Source organism: Pseudomonas sessilinigenes, assembly GCF_003850565.1.
GTDB classification, from domain to species: Bacteria; Pseudomonadota; Gammaproteobacteria; order Pseudomonadales; family Pseudomonadaceae; genus Aquipseudomonas; species Aquipseudomonas sessilinigenes.
The window spans coordinates 285346-304923 of the sequence record NZ_CP027706.1 but is presented as its reverse complement, the minus strand read 5'-3'; the positions used below and the strand labels follow the sequence as shown (position 1 = coordinate 304923).

The window sequence follows — 19578 nt, the reverse complement described above, 5'->3', positions numbered from 1 at the left end:
CTTTAAAAGTATCTAAAACTCCAAAAAACAGAGCAAATAAAACAACCCAGAACTCGTCTCGGCCGCAAACTTAGTACAGCCACGACAACAAGTATTTATATTGTTAAGTCTGCCACCTGCTTGTATATTTTACTAATGCATGAATGGACACTTACCGGGAGAAAATGGACATGGCGACACTCACCCTCGTCGCACTCGAAGGCGCCATGGGGTCGAGCCTGGCAATCACACTGGATGTGTTGCGCACGGCCAACCAGGTCGCCGAAGCCATGGGTCGTCCAACCATTACCTGGCAGATTGTCGGCAGCGCCGAGTCAGTTCGCATGAGAAATGGCATGCACCTGCAGGCCGTACCGCTGGAACAGGCCAAAGCCCTGGAAAGCAGCATGCTGGTGGTGCCCGGGCTAGGCCTTGAGAACACCGCGGAACTCGATTCGTTCGGACGCCGCCAGGAGCCGCGCCAAAGCGCTCGGTCGCTTCCCGCCGACCTGCGCAACCGACTCGGACACGGCGATATCCGCAAACTGGTCAAGCTGGTGCAGGAATTCCAGCGCCAGGGAAAACCGCTCGCCGCCTCCTGCTCTGCGGTTTTCGTGTTGGCCGAGGCGGGTATCCTGCAAGAGCGGATAGTGACCACGCATTGGCAACTATATGAGGCCTTCGAACAGAACTATCCCGACACCACGCTCGATACCAAGCGCATGCTCGTACATGATGGAAACATAATAACTTCCGGCGCCGGAATGTCGCAGATGGATCTCATGCTTTATATAGTGCGCGACTGCATGGGCAACCAGATTGCCGAATCCATCATGCGCTACTTACTTATAGACGACCGTCCGGCGCAATATCACTACATGGCCTTGTCCAACTTGCAGACAGACAACCGTGAAGTATTGATGCTGGAGAAGTTCATCGAGGATTGCCTCCCGGAAGTTCCATCCCTCAAGGCCATTGCCGAACACCTGGCCATCACCGAAAAAACCCTGTCCCGCAGGATTCGCAATGCCACGGGAAAATCGCCCATGGCGTTCATCCAGAAAGTTCGCCTGCAGCATGTCCAGAGCCTGTTGGAAACCACCCATATGAGCATCGAGGACATTGCATTCAAGGTCGGATACTCCGACTCCACGGCCCTACGCCGGTTGATGTGGAAAAACATGGGCTGTACCCCCAGCCAGTTGCGCAAGGCGCGGGCCGGGTCGCCGATCACCTGACCCCTCCCGCTCATGCGGCGTCACCGGCGCGGGCAGTACTGGACGCAGGCCCCCGGCACAGCGGCACCAGCAGCAGCGCCACCACGAACATCATCGCCATCAGGCGAAACACATCGCCAAATGCCAGGGTCAGCGCCTCGCGCCCCACCAACCGGCCGAAAAGCCCCTGGGCCATCAGCAACGCCTGGCTGGAATCCGTGACTTGCGCACCGATTTTCGATGCCAATTGCCCCATCACTTCCTGGGCCGTCACCGCCTTGTTGCCCAGGGACTCGGAAAGATGCAGGACCTGGGCCCTGGCATCGTCCTGCAGCCAAGTGTTGACGGTAGCGATACCAATCGCCCCACCCAGGTTGCGCATCAGGTTGAACAGCCCGGAAGCCTGGCGCAACTGCGCACCCTGGAATGACCCCAAGGCCATGTTGACGCTGGGCACGATGCACAGCATCAGGAACAGCCCGCGCGCGACCTGGGGCACCAGCAACTCATCGAATCCCCAGTTCGAGGTGATCCTCGAGGTCAACCACAGGCTCAGGGCCAAGCCAAGAAACCCCACCGAGAGGATCAGGCGCAAATCGACCTTCTCCGACGCCCGGGCGGCGACGATGGTACTGACCAACTGCCCGATGCCCACCACGAATACCGTGGTGCCGATCTCCAGGCTGTCGAAGCCGCGTACCCGCCCGAGGAACACCGGCACCAGGTAAGTCGAGGAGTACAGGCCGAAGCCGATCACCAGGTTGAGCAGGCAGGCGATGGCAAAGGTCCGGTCCCGGAACGGCCGCAACGAGACGACCGGGTTGCTCGAATACAGCGAACGCTCGATGAACAAACCGAAGGACACCAGGGCAACCCAGGCGGCAATAACGATCCCGGTATCACCGAACCAGTCCTTGCGCGGCCCCTCCTCTAGTACGTATTCGAAGCACCCCAGGGCCAGGGCCATGGCCGTGAAATGCAGCCAGTCGATACGACGCAGCAGGGACGGCTCGGGACGGTCCACATCGATCAGCAACGCCGCACCGATACAGATCAAAAGCCCCGGCAACACATTGATGAAGAAGATCCAGCGCCAGTCCAGGTAATAGGTCACCAGCCCACCCACCGTGGGGCCCAGGGTCGGTGCCAGGACCGCGGTCATGCCGAGGATGGCCGGCACCAGCGCCCGCTGCTTGCCCTCGAACAGCACGAACCCCACGGCGAATACCGTGGGCACCATGGCGCCGCCGGTAAAGCCTTGCAGTGCCCGCAGCACGATCATCGACTCGATGTTCCAGGCCATGCCACAACCGACGCTGAACAAGGTGAAGAGCGCCGCGCTGGCACAGAACAGCCAGCGAGTGGAGAGCGCCTGGGCGAGAAAGGCGGAGAACGGAATCATGATCAGCTCGGCGATCAGATAGGCCGTCTGGACCCAGCTCACTTCATCGGGGCCGGCACTGAGCCCGGCCTGTACGTCATTGAGCGAGGCCGCCACGATCTGGATGTCGATCAGCGCCATGAACATGCCGAAAGCCATGACCGTGAAGGTCAGGAACTTGCGACGGGTGGAGTGCGGACGGGCCTGCGGGCCCCTGTCAGGGAGAGCGGATGCGCTGGTCGTCATGTGGATATCTCGCTATGGCATTGCAACCATCATGTGAATATTATGATCGTAATTTAAATCCCCGCGGAGTTTCAACATGGAGCAAAGCACCCAGGCCCAGAACGCCATTCTGCAAGCCGCCCAAGCGACGCAGACGCCGCGCAAACGCTCGAGGCGCCCCCTGGTCGCCGGGGCCATCGCCCTCAGCCTGGTGGCCGTTGGCGCAGGTTGGGTACTGACAGCGCCATCGAGCGAATCCACGGACGACGCCTATGTCGCCGCCGACGCGACGTCCGTCGCTCCACGCATCCATGGCCTGGTCACCGCGGTGCTGGTCAAGGATCACCAGAGCGTCAGCGCCGGGCAGCCCCTGGTCCGCATCGACAGCGAGGAATTCGACAGCCGGGTGACCCTGGCCACCGGTGACCTGGCCGATAGCCAGGCCCAGGTCGCCCTGGCCGAAGCAGCGCTGGCGATCCAGGACGCCGAGCAGCGCCTGGCCGGCACCCGGGTGCTGGCGGCCCGTACCTCGATCCGTGCCACCCAGGCCGAGTCCAGGCGCGCCGGAGACGAGCGCAATCGTTTCGACACCCTGGTCACCACCGGCGCCGTGGCCCGCAACGAAGTGGAGAAATACAGCACCCAGGCAATTTCCGCGCAGCAGAACCACGCCCATGCCCAGGCCATGCTGCAAGTGGCGCAGAACGATCTGGCCGTGACCTCGGCCCAGCGCGAGCGCCTGCAGGCGCAGCTACAAATGGCCAAGGCCAAGGTGGTGAGCGCCCAGGCCCGGCTGGAGCTGGCGCGCCAGGACCAGAGCCACACCACGGTCTACGCGCCCATGGACGGCACCGTGGGTAATCGCCAGGTCCAGGTGGGGGACTACGTACAACCCGGTTCACGCCTGCTGACCCTGGTCCCGCTGCACGAGCTCTATGTCCTGGCCAACTTCAAGGAGACCCAGACCCAGCACATGCTTGCGGGCCAGCCAACGCGCATCAAGATCGACGCCCTGCCGGGAGTCAGCATGACCGGCACCGTGGAAAGCCTGGCCCCGGGCTCGGGCTCGACCTTCGCCCTGCTGCCCTTCGAGCCGGGCACCGGCAACTTCACCAAGATCGTCCAGCGGGTGCCGGTGCGCATCCGCTTCGATGCCGACCAGCCTGGCCTGGAACGGCTGCGACCGGGCCTGTCGGTGATCGCCAAGGTCGACCTGGACGCCCCCCAGCGGCGCAACGCAGATGGTGCCCACGCAGAACTCAAGGTCAGCGCCAACAACCAGTGAAGCTCACCCCCACTGCCGGCCGCCATGCTCCAGGCGACCGGCAATGGGCGCCAGGACCATGGCCCTGGCGGCGGTACACACTACTCGGCGGTGGAAGGTTTTTCCCACAGGTTGATCCGCCCTTCCCGGGCGAAATGATCGATTTCCGCCAGCTCTTCCACGCTGAAGCCCAGGTTCTGCAAGGCCCCGACGTTCTCGATGATCTGCTCCGGCCGGCTGGCGCCGATCAGGGCCGAGGTGACCCGCGAATCGCGCAGGGTCCAGGCCAGGGCCAGCTGGGCCAGGCTCTGCCCACGATTCCGGGCGATATCGTTGAGGGCGCGCACATGGGCGATGTTGGTCTCGGACAAGTGAGAGGCCTGCAATGACCCGCCGCCAGGGCGGTTGACCCGCGCATCCTCGGGAATGCCGTCCAGGTACTTGTCGGTGAGCAGCCCCTGGGCCAGCGGGGTGAAGGCGATCACCCCCACGCCGAGCTCCTCGGTGGTCTCCAGCAGGTCCCTTTCCACCCAGCGATTGAGCATGTTGTAGGCCGGCTGGTGGATCAGCAGAGGCACCTTCCACTCCTTGAGCAAGGCCGCCATCTCCCGAGTCTTCGCTCCGGAGTAGGAGGAGATACCGATGTACAGCGCCTTGCCCTGCTGCACCGCGCTGGCCAGGGCGCTGGCGGTTTCCTCCAGGGGCGTGTCCGGGTCGAAGCGGTGGGAATAGAAGATATCCACATACTCAAGGCCCATGCGCTGCAGGCTCTGGTCGAGGCTGGCCAGCACGTACTTGCGCGAGCCGCCGCCCTGGCCGTAGGGCCCTGGCCACATGTCCCAACCGGCCTTGCTGGAAATGATCAGTTCGTCGCGATAGGCCCGAAAATCCTCGCGCAGCAGGCGGCCGAAGTTGATCTCGGCGCTGCCATAGGGTGGGCCGTAGTTGTTGGCCAGGTCGAAATGGTTGATACCCAGGTCGAAGGCCGTGCGCAGCAAGGCGCGCTGGGTATCGATCGGCGTGCTGTCGCCGAAGTTGTGCCACAACCCCAGGGACAGGGCCGGCAGCACCAGGCCACTGCGGCCGACCCGGCGATAGGGCATGGAATCGTAGCGATGTTCAGCAGCTGAATAAGTCATCGAATCCTCATCTGGACTGGGGCCACCTCTGGATGGCCGGTTCCGGCATGGCGGCTGGCGCAACGGCCAGCCTCCCCCTGTTGTTGTGAACCACCCGGTTCCTGGCAGTTCCGCAAACCTGAAACGATATGAAATGCCGTATTTCATACCGAATTCATACTTAATTTCGTACTATAAAATCGTTAAAAAACAACCTTTTGCTCAGTTTTCAGCCAAAAAGTGCTTGCCCACGAAGCATCAGCCCCAAGCTTCATACAGTAGCGAGAAACCCAGTATTTACTGGACGAAAACCCCATGAAGCAAATTGAGCGAGACGTAATGACTGGCGCTTCGTACCACGAAACCCAGATCGCACACCCTTGAAATCGACGGATCGAAGAATCACACCAAACAGCGCAAAAGAAATTAATTACGTACCACGTAGCACAATACGAAATCATCCTCAGTAGCTAATGGCAATTTGCCTTTTTACCCCCTGAACGATGCTCAAAAGTGGCCACACCGGCCCCTGAGGCAAAAGCCGCCGCCAACAACGGTCGTGGAGAAATACCCAGGGCTCGCAGTCGCTGACACTCACTTGCAGTGCACAAAAAATTCGTCGAAAGCCATACGCCAGTCGGTCAAGCGAGCTGATCCCTTGTGGGAGCAGCCGCTCGACGCTCGATTGTTCACGATGGTCGTTAACGGTTGCGCGTATTGACTGGATAAACCCAACGCCCTGAAGCCCATCGCGGGCAAGCCTCGCTCCTGCCATTGCCTTAACCGATCGGCATCAGGCAGCTCGTATCCATTGGTTATAGACGGCAAAAACCACTCCTGCCCGGGCCGCGGCAGCCACCGTCGGCAGGAAAAAACAGCCCTTGACGGGCCTGAGGAAGGGGCGCTCCAGGCGCCTGGAAGCGCGACAGTGGGTCAGCCGGCTTCGGCGAAGACCTGGGCCAGCCAGTCGACGAACACCCGCACCCGTGGCGACAGCTGGCGGTTATGGGGGTAGACCACCGATACCGGCATTGGCGGTGGTGGGGTGTCCACCAGGATCTCGCGCATCAACCCCCGGTCCAGGGAATCGGCCACGTGGTAGCGCGGGCATTGGATGATGCCCAGCCCAGCCAGGGCCGCAGCGCCGTAGACCTGGGCGCCGGACACCGAGAGCGCGCCATCGAGGGTCAATTCACGCCGCTCGCCAGCCACCATGAACTTGAAGGGAAACGGCCCACCGGCACTGCGCGAGACATAGTTCACCACCCGGTGCCGGGGCAGGTCCTGCAGGCTCCTGGGCTCACCATGGCGCGCCAGGTAGGCGGGGCTGGCACATGTCACCTGGGCCAGGTTCGCCACCCGCCGGGCGACCAGCGCGGAGTCGCACAGGGTGCCGGCCCGCAGCACGCAATCCACCCCTTCGGCGATCAGGTCGACGAAGTGATCGGCCTCGCTGAGGGCCAGCTCGATCTGTGGATAACTCTGCATGAACTGCCCCAGCCGCGGCATCACGAAATGCCTGGCCAGGGAGCCATGCATGTCGACCCGTAACCGGCCCTTGGGCTGCACTGCCCGAAACGCCAGCTCGGCCTCTTCCAACTGCGCCAGCAATTGCACACAGCGCGGGTAATAGGCCTCGCCGTCCAGGGTCGGCCGCACCCGCCGGGTACTGCGCTCCAGCAGCCGAGTGCCGAGCCAGGCCTCGAACTGGTTGAGGGTATGGGTCAGAGTCGCCCGGGGCAGGTTCAAGTCCTCCGCGGCCAGGGTGAAGCTGCTGCGCTCGTAGATCCGCACGAACACTTTCATCGCTTTGACTTGATCCACAGGCCGCTCCTTAGGCGAGATTGTTGGCGTTGCTTGAACAGTCAAGGCAACTCTGGCGCATTTATCCACAGGGGTAAATCGGTGAACCTGCGCCACATCCCATCACCGCCACACTTGCCCAGGAATACTCACCATGACCGTTCAATCCAACAAAGTCGCGATCGTCACCGGAGCCTCGCGCGGTATCGGCGCCACTATCGCCCGCCAACTGGCCAGCGCTGGTTATGCCGTGGCGATCAACTACGCCAGCAACGCCGAGGAGGCCTCCCGGCTGGTGGTGCAGCTGCGCCAGGCCGGCCACCAGGCCATCGCGGTCAAGGCCGACGTGGCCGACGCCGCCCAGGTACGCCAGCTGTTCGAAACCACTGAAACCCAGCTGGGCAAGGTCGATGTGCTGGTCAACAACGCCGGCATCCTCAAGGTCCAGGCCCTGGCCGAGCACAGCGACGAGTTGTTCGAGCGCACCTTCGCCATCAACACCCGGGGAACCTTCAATGCCTTGCGCGAGGCGGCCACGCGCCTCAACCAGGGCGGTTCCATCGTCAACTTCTCCAGCAGCACCGTAGGCCTCGACCTGCCCGGCTACGCGGTGTACATCGCCAGCAAGGCCGCGGTGGAATCCATGACCCGGGTATTCGCCAAGGAACTGCGCGGGCGCAACATCCGGGTCAACGCCGTGGCGCCCGGGCCGGTGGCCACCGAGTTGTTCCTGCAGGACAAGAGCGAGGAGCAGGTGCAGCACTTCGCCAAGCTGCCGCCCCTGGAGCGCCTGGGCCAACCACAGGACATCGCCGCCATCGTCGCCTTCCTGGCCAGCCCCGCGGCCTGCTGGATCAACGGCCAGGTGCTGCGGGCCAACGGCGGGCTGGTTTGAGACCTATGCTGGATAACAGGGCCGCCGGACTCTTTCCGGCCAGTCGGCTGGCGCCAGGAGATGCCCCCTCATGCACACCACCATCGTCATTGCCTTCGGCCTGCTCCTGCTGGCCCTGGTGCTGTATATCGGTGAACGGCTGGGCTTCGGCCAACAGACCCTGGGCTACGCCTTTTGCGGGCTGTGGCTGGCGTTGAGCGTGCTCAACGGTGCGGTGGGAGTGGTCAGCGCCAAGCAGCCCCTGGGTTCGGAACTGCTGGTCGGCTGCCTGGTGTTCGCCCTGCCGGTGGCCGCCCTGGGGCTGTACCTGGCCATGGGCGGAGCGAGGGCTTGAGTCGCCGGCCAGGGGCAGCAGCGCCCCCGGCCGCGAGGCTCTGGATCAACGCACCAGATGCAGGAACTGCATGTGGCGTTCGTACTGGTCGAGGATGTCGTTGATGATCTGCTCCTTGCTGTAGCCCATCAGGTCATAGTCCTGGCTACCCTCGGACAGATGCACCTCGGCACGGTAGTAACGGCGGTTGCGCAGCTCTTTCGGGCCCATGCCGCCCCGGGCGAAGGACGGGGTGAAATAACCGCGCATCTGCACCTGGTAGACGAACGGATGTTGGTCGCCGTGGCCGATCTCCAGGCTGACGCTGTCGTTGGCCGGGTCGGGCTGGGTGATGACGTTCAGTCCCTTCTCGACGAATACCGCCGTCACCTCCTCGATGGCCGGGCGCACGGTCTGGTCGAGGAAGCGATACACCTCGTCCCGCGACGGGAAATGCACCGCCTGGCTCAAGCGCTGGCGCCAACCGCCCCGGCCCCGGCGCGAGGCCGATACCGGCGCCAGGGAATGCAGCTGGGCGATGCGCTTCTGCGACTCCATGTAGAACGCCTTGTGCAGGCCCCACATCATCAACAGCAGGATCAGCGAGAACGGCAGCGAGGTCAGGACCACCGCCGACTTCAGCGAATCGATGCTGCCAGCGAACAACAGCGCGCTGGTGACCAGGGCGGTCATCGCCCCCCAGAACACCCGCAGCCATTTCGGGCCGTCTTCGTCCGCGCTGCCGCCTCGGGCCGACAAGGTGGAGAGCACCACGGTGCCGGAGTCCGCCGAGGTGACGAAGAACACGAAGCTGATGAACACCGTGACCGCGATCACGGTCTTGCTCCAGGGGTAGGTTTCCAGCAGCAGGTAGAGGGTCATCGATGGATTGTCGATGGCCGACATGCCCAGAGCGCTCATGCCGTGGTTGAGCACCTGGTCGATGGCGCTGTTGCCGAAGATCGACATCCACGCCAGGGTGAAGCCCAGGGGAATCAGCAGCACGCCGAAGACGAACTCACGAATGGTCCGGCCCCGGGAAATCCGCGCGATGAACAGCCCCACGAAGGGCGACCATGCAATCCACCAGGCCCAGTAGAACACCGTCCAGCCACCCAGCCAGTCGCTGGGCTTGTCATAGGCATAGACATCGAAGCTCTTGGCCGGCAGCGCGCCCAGGTAGTCACCCAGGTTCTGGATCAGGGTATTGAGCAGATGCTGGGTCGGGCCGGCGAACAGCACGAACAGCAGCAGCGCCACCGCCAGCAGCATGTTGATGTCGGACATCACCCGCACGCCCTTGTCGACCCCGGATACCGCCACGGTGATCGCCGCACCCATCATCAGGGTGATCAACAAGACCTGGATCCACTGGGTGTGGGCGATGCCGAACAGGTAGTCGAGGCCGGAGTTCAGGTGCAACACGCCAAACCCCATGTCGGCGCCCAGGCCGAATACCGTGGCGATGATGCCGAAGCCATCCACCGCATAGCCGATGGGGCCATTGATGCGTTTGCCGATCAGCGGGTACAGCGCCGAACGCAGGGCCAGCGGCAGGTTATGCCGGTAGGCGAAATACGCCAGGGCCATGCCGACGAAGGCGAACACACCCCAGCCATGCAGGCCCCAGTGCAGGAACAGCAACTGCATGCCCTGGCGCGCCGCCTCCACCGTGCCGGCCTCGCCCTTGGGCGGCTGGAGCATGTGGGTCAGGGGTTCGGAAACGCAGAAGAAGAACAGGGTGATGCTGATCCCGGCGGCGAACAGCATGCCGGCCCAGGACAGGTAGCTGAACTCGGGTTCGTCGTGGTCGGCACCGAGCTTGATCTTGCCGTAGCCGGACAAGGCGGTGACCACCACGAAGACCAGGTACAGGGTCATGGCCAGCATGTAGTACCAGCCGACCGTATTGGCCGCCCAGTTCTGCGCGGCCAGCAGCCAGGCACCGGCCTGTTCCGGCAGGCTGATCACCACCACGCCGAAGATCAGGATGAAGCTGGCGGCGAAGTAGAACACCGGGGGATTCATGCGAACCAGGCTGTTCGCGGGGGTGGATGATGCACTCATGAATGGCGCACCTCGAAGGGGTGAAACATGGCTGAAATGTACGGACTCAGCAAAGGCAAGCCTCCTGTTGTGAGCGGGCAGCGAACCACCGGTTTAACTTGAACAAGCGTTCAAGTTAAACATGGATAAGGGGTTCAGGACCAATTGCAGGGCTCAGCGGTACTGTCAGTACGCTAGCTCAAGGAAGGGTATGACGTATGCCGGACGCAATCGTTCAGCACGGCGGCCACATCGATGGCGAGAAAGCCCGGCCGGCCCCGGAAGGCCCTGCCGGGCATGCGTAGCCGCTTCGTGTAGCCGCTGCCGCAGGCTGCACACGGGCGCGCAGCGCCCGCATTGGGGGTGGCAGGGCCAGCGGGCCGCGCAGGCCCGCCAGCGGCCACAGGTTACTTCTGCGAGCCGTCGTCGTGCTGCAGGTTGGCCTGGGTCAGGTTGCAACCCGCCGGCACGCTGCGGGTCAACCAGACGTTGCCGCCGATGGTCGAGCCCTTGCCGATGGTGATGCGCCCGAGGATGGTCGCGCCAGCGTAGATCACCACGTCGTCCTCGACGATCGGGTGGCGCGGATGGCCCTTCTGCAACTGGCCGTCCTCGTCCGCCGGGAAGCGCTTGGCCCCCAGGGTCACCGCCTGGTAGATGCGCACCCGCTCGCCGATGATCGCGGTCTCGCCGATCACCACGCCGGTGCCGTGGTCGATGAAGAAGCTCTTGCCGATCTGCGCCCCCGGGTGGATGTCGATGCCGGTGGCCGAGTGGGCGATCTCCGAGCTGATCCGCGCCAGCAACGGCAGCCCGGCACCATACAAGTGGTGCGCCAGGCGATGGTGGATCACCGCCAGGATGCCCGGGTAGCACAACAGCACTTCGTCGACGCTGCGGGCCGCCGGATCGCCGTGGTAAGCGGCCAGCACATCGGTATCGAGCAATACGCGCAGGCCGGGCAGGGCCAGGGCGAAATCCTGGATCAGGCGAATCGCCCGGGCATTGACGTCGATATCGCTTTCACCGTTCTGCCGGGCCACGTAGCGCAGCTCCAGGCGCGCCTGGGCCAGCAGGGCGTTGAGCGCCGCATCCAGGGTATGGCCGACATAGAAATCCTCGCTCTCCTCGCGCAGGTCCACCGGCCCCAGGCGCATGGGGAACAGGGCGCCGCACAGGGCCTCGAGGATCTCCGCCATGGCCGCCCTCGACGGCAGCTCGCGGCCACCCTGCTCGCCGCTGACCCGACCGTTGCGGCTACGCCACTGATCACGGGCATCGCGCAGTTGACCGACGATGGTCTGCAATTGCCAATGGCTGGAACGCTCGCTCACGATAAGACTCCTAGACTCGGGCGGCCGGACTGTCAGGCCGCGCAAACGGCGATCACTTTACGCCCGGTCACGGCCACCCTTAAGAACTAATTGTGCGCACATAAGCACTTTTTTGCATAAGCGAGCAGCGGTTGCCCGGCCAAATATCGCTGCCTATAGTCGTTGCACCTTCCCTGTTCCGTGCGGACTCATGATCAAACAACAGCTCGCCCGTTTCGACCGCCTCGACCTGCTCGGCCACGCCACCGCCCTGGAAAAACTCCAACGCCTGTCGGCCTGGACCGGCCGCGACATCTACATCAAGCGCGACGACACCACGCCCCTGGCCATGGGCGGCAACAAGCTGCGCAAGCTCGAATACCTGGCGGCCGATGCCCTGGCCCAGGGTGCCGACACCCTGGTCACCGCCGGGGCCATCCAGTCCAACCACGTACGCCAGACCGCGGCACTGGCCGCCCAACTGGGCCTGGGTTGCGTCGCCCTGCTGGAAAACCCCATCGGCACCGACGATGCCAACTACCTGGGCAACGGCAACCGCCTGCTGCTGGAACTGTTCGATGCCAAGGTCGAGCTGGTGGACAACCTCGACCAGGCCGACGAGCAGCTCCAGGCCCTGGCCGCGCGCCTGCGCAGCAACGGCAAGAAGCCCTACCTGGTACCCATCGGCGGCTCCAATGCCCTGGGCGCCCTGGGTTACGTACGCGCCGGCCTGGAGCTGGCGCAACAGATCGAGGACAGCGGCCTGCGCTTCGCCGCCGTGGTCCTGGCCTCTGGCAGCGCCGGCACCCACAGCGGCCTGGCCCTGGGCCTGAGCGAAGCCTTGCCGCAACTGCCGGTGATCGGCGTCACCGTCTCGCGTACCGAGGAAAACCAGCGGCCCAAGGTCCAGGGCCTGGCCGAGCGCACCGCCGAACTGCTGGGCGTGCCGTTGCCGCCGAGCTTCAATGTGCAGCTGTGGGACGAATATTTCGCCCCGCGCTATGGCGAGCCCAATGCCGGCACCCTGGCCGCGGTCAAGCTCCTGGCCAGCCAGGAGGGCTTGCTGCTGGACCCGGTCTATACCGGCAAGGCCATGGCCGGGTTGCTGGACGGCATCGGTCGCCAGCGATTCGAGGAGGGCCCGATCCTGTTCCTGCACACCGGCGGAGCCCCGGCGCTGTTCGCTTATGCAGGGGCCTTCAGCTGAAGATCAGAGCAAGGAAATACATCGGCAAAGGCGAGCGCCTTGCGCTCGTGCGCAGCCTGCGGCAGCGGCTGCAAGGGATGAATTAGATATTCTTTTAGGAAATATAAATGTGAATTTATATTATTTTTACATCTATAAAAGAGTACTTATAGTCGCGGCGCAGGCGAATTTGCCGGGAGACGCATACGCTGCATTTAGGGCAGGATGAAACCTGCGTTCCGGCTCATCGATCGACCTGCATTTCCCACTCGCATCGTGCATAAGAAACCACAGGGGCTTGTCATGAATCTTTCCGTACTGCGTCGCAATCTGCTGATTGGCACACTGGGCCTGGCCCTCGGTGCCGGACTGATGGGGCAAGCGGTTGCCGGCGAGCAACTGCAGAAGATCAAGGACGCGGGCGTGATCAACGTCGGCCTGGAAGGCACCTACCCACCGTTCAGCTACGTCGACGAAAACGGCAAGCTGACCGGCTTCGAAGTGGAATTCTCCGAAGCCCTGGCCAACAAGCTCGGGGTCAAGGTCAAGTTGCAGCCGACCAAGTGGGACGGCATCCTCGCGGCCCTGGAATCCAAGCGCCTGGACGCCGTGGTCAACCAGGTGACCATCTCCGAGGAGCGCAAGAAGAAGTACGACTTCTCCACCCCCTACACCATCTCCGGCATCCAGGCCCTGACCCAGAAGAAGGACGAGGGCAAGTTCAAGACCGCCGCCGACCTGGCCGGGCACAAGGTCGGGGTGGGCCTGGGCACCAACTACGAGCAATGGCTGAAGGACAACGTGCCCAACGCCATCATCAAGACCTACGACGACGATCCGACCAAGTACCAGGACCTGCGTGTAGGCCGTATCGAAGCCATCCTGGTGGACCGCCTGGCGGCCTTCGAGCTGATCAAGAAAACCAAGGACACCCTGGTGGTCTCCGGCGACCCCTTCTCCCGCCAGGAATCCGGCGTGGCCCTGCGCAAGGGCGAACCGGAACTGCTGGCCGCGGTAAACAAGGCGATCGAGGAGCTGCGGGCCGACGGCACGCTGAAGAAACTCTCGGAAAAATACTTCAACGCTGACGTCACCCAATAATGGAAGCAGGCCTGCAACTGGCGCTGGACTCGGCGCCATTCCTGCTCAAGGGTGCGTACTACACGGTGATCCTGAGCCTGGGCGGCATGTTCTTCGGGCTGCTGCTGGGCTTCGGCCTGGCCTTGATGCGCCTGTCGCGCTTCGCGCTGGTGAGCTGGATCGCCCGGATCTATGTGTCGTTCTTTCGCGGCACTCCGCTCTTGGTGCAGCTCTTCGTGATCTACTACGGCCTGCCGCAACTGGGGCTGGAGCTGGACCCGTTGCCTGCGGCGCTGATCGGCTTCTCCCTGAACATGGCGGCCTACGCCTGTGAAATCCTCAGGGCCGCCATCGGCTCCATCGAGCGTGGCCAGTGGGAGGCCGCCGCCAGCATCGGCATGACCCGGGCCCAGACCCTGCGCCGGGCGATCCTGCCGCAAGCCATGCGCACCGCCCTGCCGCCGTTGGGCAACAGCTTCATCTCGCTGGTCAAGGACACCGCCCTGGCCGCCACCATCCAGGTCCCGGAACTGTTCCGCCAGGCGCAGCTGATCACCGCCCGGACCTTCGAAATCTTCACCATGTATCTTGCCGCCGCTCTGATCTACTGGGTCCTGGCCAGCGTGCTCGCGCACCTGCAGCACCGTCTGGAAGAGCGGGTCAATCGGCACGACCAGGAGTCTTGAAGCCATGATCGTGGTGGAAAAACTGACCAAGCAGTTCAAGGGCCAGACGGTGCTCAATGGCATCGACCTGGAGGTCAAGGAAGGCGAAGTGGTGGCCATCATCGGCCCCAGTGGCTCGGGCAAGACCACCTTCCTGCGTTGCCTGAATTTCCTCGAACAACCCACCAGCGGCCGGGTCCGCATCGGCGACATCGCCATCGACAGCAATGTCCCGCTGAGCCAGCAGCAAGGGCGGATCCGCCAACTGCGCCAGCAAGTGGGTTTCGTGTTCCAGAACTTCAACCTGTTTCCCCACCGCACCGCCCTGGAGAACGTCGTCGAGGGCCCGCTGGTGGTGAAGAAGACCCCACGCGAGCAGGCTCTGGCCCTGGGCCGCAAGCTCCTGGCCAAGGTCGGCCTGGCGGGCAAGGAAGACGCCTACCCCAGGCGCCTGTCCGGCGGCCAGCAGCAGCGGGTGGCGATTGCCCGGGCCCTGGCCATGGAGCCCAAGGTGATCCTGTTCGACGAACCCACCTCGGCCCTGGACCCGGAGCTGGTGGGCGAGGTGCTGGCGACCATCCGCGGCCTGGCCGAGGAGAAGCGCACGATGGTCATCGTCACCCATGAGATGAGCTTCGCCCGCGACGTGGCCAACCGGGTGATCTTCTTCGACAAGGGAGTGATCGTCGAACAGGGCGAAGCCAAGGCCCTGTTCGCCCACCCCCGGGAAGAACGCACCCGGCAGTTCCTCAGCAAGTTCCTCACCTCGGCCTGACCCGCCCCAAAACCCCAAGGCCGCTACGCAACCTGCGGCAGCGGCCACGCCAAACGCCACCCTCACCTGTAGCCGCTGCCGAGCAACGCGAGGCTGCGCCAAGGCCCGCAGGGCCTTCAAACCCCAAAATCCACGGCCGCTGCGCACCCATGCGCAGCCTGCGGCAGCGGCCACATACACCCCGATACCCACACGCCCTATCCCCGCCTGACGTATACGTAACCCTCTTCTATGCATATTCCTATAAGTTAGTTTATTTAATTTTTATCCACGCTTAGGGTATATGCCACCGGACCACCGGACATTCTTGATCCCGATTTCGCCGCATGACGCGGCCTATCCAAAGATGTGAGGTAGGTATGGTTCGGAACACAATCACCCCAGTGCAGATCGCCAGGGCATTGCGTGCAGCCAAGGAGTGGCACTGATGTCCAGTCTGGTAGAAGCACAGGTCCAGAGCGACCTGGACATTGCCCCCCTGTTGTTGCCCGCGCAGGTACTGCTCAACGACGCCCAGGCCTTGCAGGCCGCCCATGAACTGGCCGACGAGGCCCGCCAACAAGCCGCCCAGCGCGACCGCCAGCGCAAGCTGCCCTGGGCGCTGGTCGAGCAGTTCACCCGCAGTGGCCTGGGCAGCATCGCTATCCCCCGGGCCTATGGCGGCCCACAGGTTTCCTACGTGACCGTGGCCGAGGTGTTCGCGATCATTTCCGCGGCGGACCCGGCCCTCGGGCAGATCCCGCAGAACCAGTTCGGCATCCTCAACCTGATCCTCGGTTGCGGTACCGAGCGCCAGAAGAAACAGCTGCTGCAAAGCGTCCTGGAAGGCTGGCGCATCGGCAATGCCGGCCCGGAGCGCGGCACCAAGAACACCCTGGAACTCAAGGCGCGGATCAGCGCCGACGCCGACGGCCATGTGCTCAACGGCCAGAAGTTCTATTCCACCGGCGCGCTGTTCGCCCACTGGGTGGCGGTCAAGGCGCTCAACGACGACGGTCGCCAGGTCCTGGCCTTCGTCCGCCGTGGCACCCCGGGGCTGCGCATCATCGATGACTGGTCGGGCTTCGGCCAGCGCACCACCGCCAGCGGCACCATCTTGCTGAACAACGTGCGGGTGGACTCCGAGCTGGTGCTGGACAACTGGAAGATCAACGAGACCCCGAACATCCAGGGCGCCGCCTCGCAACTGATCCAGGCCGCCATCGACGCCGGGATCGCCCGCGAAGCCCTGGCCGATGCCATTCGCTTCGTCCGTGAACGCTCGCGGCCGTGGATCGACGCCAACGTCGAACGGGCCAGCGACGACCTCTATGTGATCGCCGACATCGGCAAGCTGCAGATCGAACTGCACGCCGCCGAGGCCCTGCTGCGCAAGGCCGGCCAAGTGCTGGACCAGGTCAGCGCGGCGCCGGTCACCGCCGAGTCCGCGGCCCGTGCCTCCATCGCCGTAGCCGAAGCCAAGGTGCTGACCACCGAGATCTCCCTGCAAGCCAGCGAGAAACTGTTCGAGCTGGCCGGCAGCCGCGCCACCCTCGCCGAATTCAACCTTGACCGCCATTGGCGCAACGCCCGGGTGCACACCCTGCACGACCCGGTGCGCTGGAAGTACCACGCCGTGGGCGCCTATCACCTGAACGGCACGCTGCCGGCCCGTCATTCCTGGATTTAACCGCCCAGAACGCTTTTGACCAGATCTCTGGAGAAACACATGTCTCTTTCTCAACACGTCGCGGTCATCACCAGCGACGAGCAAGCCCTGATTGTCGCCAGCGACCTGGCGGAAGATTTCAAGCGCGACAGCGCCCTGCGCGATCGCGAGCGGCGCCTGCCGCACCCCGAGCTGGAAGCCTTCAGCCGCTCCGGCCTGTGGGGCATCAGCGTACCCAAGGAATATGGCGGCGCTGGCGTATCCAACGTCACCCTGGCCAAGGTCACCGCGCTGATCGCCGAGGCCGACGCCTCCCTGGGCCAGATCCCGCAAAACCATTTCTATGCCCTCGAAGTGCTGCGGGTGAACGGCAGCGAGCAGCAGAAGCAACGGCTGTACGCAGAGGTCCTGGCCGGCCGACGCTTCGGCAACGCCCTGGCCGAGCTGGGCACCAAGACCGCCCACGACCGCACCACCCGCCTGAGCCGCGACCGCAGCGGCCAGGGTTACCGCATCGACGGACGCAAGTTCTACGCCACCGGCGCCATCTATGCCCAGCGCATCCCCACCTCGGTGGTGGATGAGGACGGCATCCAGCAACTGGCGTTCGTCCCCGCCGACAGCCAGGGCCTGAGCGTGATCGACGACTGGAGCGGCTTCGGCCAGCGCACCACCGGCAGTGGCTCGGTGGTCTTCGAAAGCGTGGCGGTGGACGCCGCCGACGTGGTGCCGTTCCAGAGCGCCTTCGAGCGTCCGACCCCGGTCGGCCCCCTGGCGCAGATTCTCCACGCCGCCATCGACACCGGCATCGCCCGCGCCGCCTACGAAGACGCCCTGCGCTTTGTACGGACCAAGAGCCGGCCGTGGATCGATTCCGGCCACGACAAGGCCACCGACGACCCGCTGACCATCAAGAGTTTCGGCCACCTGAGCATTCGCCTGCATGCCACCGAGGCCCTGCTGGAACGGGCCGGGGAGTTCCTCGACCGCGCCCAGGCCCAGACCAACGCCGAGACCGTGGCGGCCGCCTCCATCGCCGTGGCCGAGGCCCGGGCCCTGAGCACGGAGATTTCCCTGGCCGCCGGCAGCACCCTGTTCGAACTGGCCGGCAGCCAGGCGACCCTGGCCGAGTACGGCCTGGACCGCCATTGGCGCAATGCCCGGGTGCACACCCTGCACGACCCGGTGCGCTGGAAGTACCACGCCGTGGGCAACTACTACCTCAACCAGCAGAACCCGCCACTGCGGGGGACCATCTGATGAGCGCCCTCGCCCCCACCAAGAAGAAGATCCTGCTCAACGCCTTCAACATGAACTGCGTCGGGCACATCAACCACGGCCTGTGGACCCACCCACGGGACACCTCCACCCAGTACCAGAGCCTCGAGTACTGGACCGAGCTGGCCCAGTTGCTGGAGCGCGGACTGTTCGACGGGCTGTTCATCGCCGATATCGTCGGGGTCTACGACGTCTACCAGGGCTCGGTGGACGTGACGCTCAAGGAGTCGATCCAGCTGCCGGTCAACGACCCGCTGCTGCTGGTCTCGGCCATGGCCGCGGTCACCCGCAACCTGGGGTTCGGCCTCACCGCCAACCTCACCTACGAGGCGCCCTACCTGTTCGCCCGCAGGCTTTCCACCCTCGACCACCTGAGCCGTGGCCGGGTCGGCTGGAACATCGTCACCGGCTACCTGGACAGCGCCGCCCAGGCCATGGGCCTCAAGGAGCAGATCGAGCACGACCGCCGCTACGACCAGGCCGACGAATACCTGGAGGTGCTGTACAAGCTCTGGGAAGGCAGTTGGGAAGACGACGCCGTGGTCAACGACCGCGAGCAGCGCATCTATGCACGGCCGGACAAGGTGCACAAGGTCGAGCACCAGGGCGAGTTCTACCAGGTCAGCGGTTATCACCTGTGCGAGCCCTCGCCCCAGCGCACCCCGGTGCTGTTCCAGGCCGGCAGTTCGGAGCGCGGCCTGGTGTTCGCCGGGCGCCACGCCGAATGCGTGTTCATCAGCGGGCAGAACAAGGCCGCGACCAAGGCCCAGGTGGACAAGGTCCGCGCCAGCGCCGTGGCCGCCGGGCGCAACCCCGAGGACATCAAGATCTTCATGGGCCTGAACGTGATCGTCGGGGCCACCGAGGAGCTGGCCTGGAAGAAGCACGCCGAGTACCGCAGCCATGCCAGCGCCGAGGCCGGGGTCGCGCACTTCTCCGCCTCCACCGGCATCGACTTCGCCCAGTACGAGCTCGACGAACCTATCCAGTACGTGAAGAACAACGCCATCCAGTCGGCCACCAAGCACCTGCAGAACAACGACTGGACCCGGCGCAAGCTCCTGGAGCAGCACGCCCTGGGCGGGCGCTACTTCACCGTGGTCGGTTCACCGCAGCAGGTGGCCGACGACCTGGAATCCTGGATCGCCGAGACCGGCCTGGACGGCTTCAACCTGACCCGCATCGTCACCCCGGAAAGCTATGTCGACTTCATCGACCTGGTGATCCCGGAGCTGCAACGACGCGGGTCCTACAAGACCGCCTACGAGACCGGGACCCTGCGCGAAAAGCTCTTCCACCAGGACCGCAAGCTACCCGCTCGCCACACCGGCGCGGCCTACCGCCGCTAACGGCATCGCGGGCAAGCCGGATCGCCGCCCGCTCGCTCCTGCA

The 19578-nt window shown here is 64.1% G+C and carries 16 protein-coding genes; 11 read left to right on the top strand and 5 right to left on the bottom strand.

Features of this window, described 5'->3' with window-relative positions:
• Nucleotides 1-170 precede the first annotated feature (170 nt).
• Nucleotides 171-1217 carry a GlxA family transcriptional regulator gene (locus C4K39_RS01355; protein ID WP_225926551.1) on the top strand — a complete coding sequence of 349 codons (1047 nt, stop codon included), beginning with the start codon at nt 171-173 and terminating at the stop codon, nt 1215-1217.
• A 10-nt stretch (nt 1218-1227) separates the two neighbouring features.
• Here C4K39_RS01355 and C4K39_RS01350 read toward each other — a convergent pair whose 3' ends face one another.
• Nucleotides 1228-2823, bottom strand: a complete 1596-nt coding sequence (locus tag C4K39_RS01350) for a DHA2 family efflux MFS transporter permease subunit (RefSeq protein ID WP_068580154.1) — start codon at nt 2821-2823, stop codon at nt 1228-1230.
• Nucleotides 2824-2899: 76 nt separating this feature from the next.
• On the opposite strand from C4K39_RS01350, the gene C4K39_RS01345 reads away from it, so the two are divergent.
• Entirely contained in the window at nt 2900-4087 is a 1188-nt protein-coding gene (locus tag C4K39_RS01345; protein ID WP_124345491.1) for an HlyD family secretion protein, read from the top strand.
• Between the two features lie 80 nt (nt 4088-4167).
• On the opposite strand, the gene mgrA is transcribed toward C4K39_RS01345, so the two are convergent.
• On the bottom strand, nt 4168-5205 hold the full coding sequence (gene mgrA, locus C4K39_RS01340; RefSeq protein WP_124345490.1) for an L-glyceraldehyde 3-phosphate reductase: 1038 nt from the start codon (nt 5203-5205) through the stop codon (nt 4168-4170).
• Between the two features lie 912 nt (nt 5206-6117).
• Nucleotides 6118-7008 carry a LysR family transcriptional regulator gene (locus C4K39_RS01335; protein ID WP_124345489.1) on the bottom strand — a complete coding sequence of 297 codons (891 nt, stop codon included), beginning with the start codon at nt 7006-7008 and terminating at the stop codon, nt 6118-6120.
• A 133-nt stretch (nt 7009-7141) separates the two neighbouring features.
• On the opposite strand from C4K39_RS01335, the gene C4K39_RS01330 reads away from it, so the two are divergent.
• Nucleotides 7142-7882 (top strand): glucose 1-dehydrogenase, encoded by a 741-nt coding sequence (locus C4K39_RS01330; RefSeq protein ID WP_124345488.1) that lies wholly within the window; start codon nt 7142-7144, stop codon nt 7880-7882.
• 70 nt (nt 7883-7952) lie between these two features.
• Complete coding sequence (locus C4K39_RS01325; protein WP_124345487.1) at nt 7953-8216, top strand: hypothetical protein; 264 nt, start codon at nt 7953-7955, stop codon at nt 8214-8216.
• A 45-nt stretch (nt 8217-8261) separates the two neighbouring features.
• On the opposite strand, the gene betT is transcribed toward C4K39_RS01325, so the two are convergent.
• Both betT and epsC read right to left on the bottom strand, forming a co-directional pair.
• Nucleotides 8262-10223: a choline transporter BetT gene (gene betT, locus C4K39_RS01320; protein ID WP_164487344.1), complete on the bottom strand. Its 1962-nt coding sequence runs from the start codon at nt 10221-10223 to the stop codon at nt 8262-8264.
• Nucleotides 10224-10648: 425 nt separating this feature from the next.
• Nucleotides 10649-11575, bottom strand: a complete 927-nt coding sequence (gene epsC, locus C4K39_RS01315) for a serine O-acetyltransferase EpsC (protein ID WP_068580140.1) — start codon at nt 11573-11575, stop codon at nt 10649-10651.
• Between the two features lie 190 nt (nt 11576-11765).
• Between epsC and C4K39_RS01310 the strand changes: the two genes are divergently transcribed.
• The 7 genes from C4K39_RS01310 to C4K39_RS01280 all read left to right on the top strand — a co-directional run bounded on the left by C4K39_RS01310 (nt 11766) and on the right by C4K39_RS01280 (nt 19535).
• Nucleotides 11766-12761 carry a D-cysteine desulfhydrase gene (locus C4K39_RS01310; RefSeq protein WP_068580139.1) on the top strand — a complete coding sequence of 332 codons (996 nt, stop codon included), beginning with the start codon at nt 11766-11768 and terminating at the stop codon, nt 12759-12761.
• A 282-nt stretch (nt 12762-13043) separates the two neighbouring features.
• Nucleotides 13044-13841 (top strand): cystine ABC transporter substrate-binding protein, encoded by a 798-nt coding sequence (gene tcyJ / locus C4K39_RS01305; protein WP_068580138.1) that lies wholly within the window; start codon nt 13044-13046, stop codon nt 13839-13841.
• Nucleotides 13841-14506 carry a cystine ABC transporter permease gene (gene tcyL, locus C4K39_RS01300; protein ID WP_022644179.1) on the top strand — a complete coding sequence of 222 codons (666 nt, stop codon included), beginning with the start codon at nt 13841-13843 and terminating at the stop codon, nt 14504-14506. Before tcyJ ends, tcyL begins: the two co-directional genes overlap by 1 nt.
• 4 nt (nt 14507-14510) lie before the next feature.
• Entirely contained in the window at nt 14511-15260 is a 750-nt protein-coding gene (gene tcyN / locus C4K39_RS01295; RefSeq protein ID WP_053132714.1) for an L-cystine ABC transporter ATP-binding protein TcyN, read from the top strand.
• A gap of 427 nt (nt 15261-15687) precedes the next feature.
• Nucleotides 15688-16929, top strand: coding sequence for an SfnB family sulfur acquisition oxidoreductase (locus tag C4K39_RS01290; protein ID WP_124345486.1), 1242 nt, complete (start codon nt 15688-15690; stop codon nt 16927-16929).
• Between the two features lie 39 nt (nt 16930-16968).
• A complete protein-coding gene (locus C4K39_RS01285; protein ID WP_124345485.1) occupies nt 16969-18168 on the top strand; it encodes an SfnB family sulfur acquisition oxidoreductase in 1200 nt (399 codons plus the stop codon).
• Complete coding sequence (locus C4K39_RS01280) at nt 18168-19535, top strand: LLM class flavin-dependent oxidoreductase (protein ID WP_124345484.1); 1368 nt, start codon at nt 18168-18170, stop codon at nt 19533-19535. The genes C4K39_RS01285 and C4K39_RS01280 overlap by 1 nt, the downstream gene beginning before the upstream one ends.
• Nucleotides 19536-19578 lie beyond the last annotated feature (43 nt).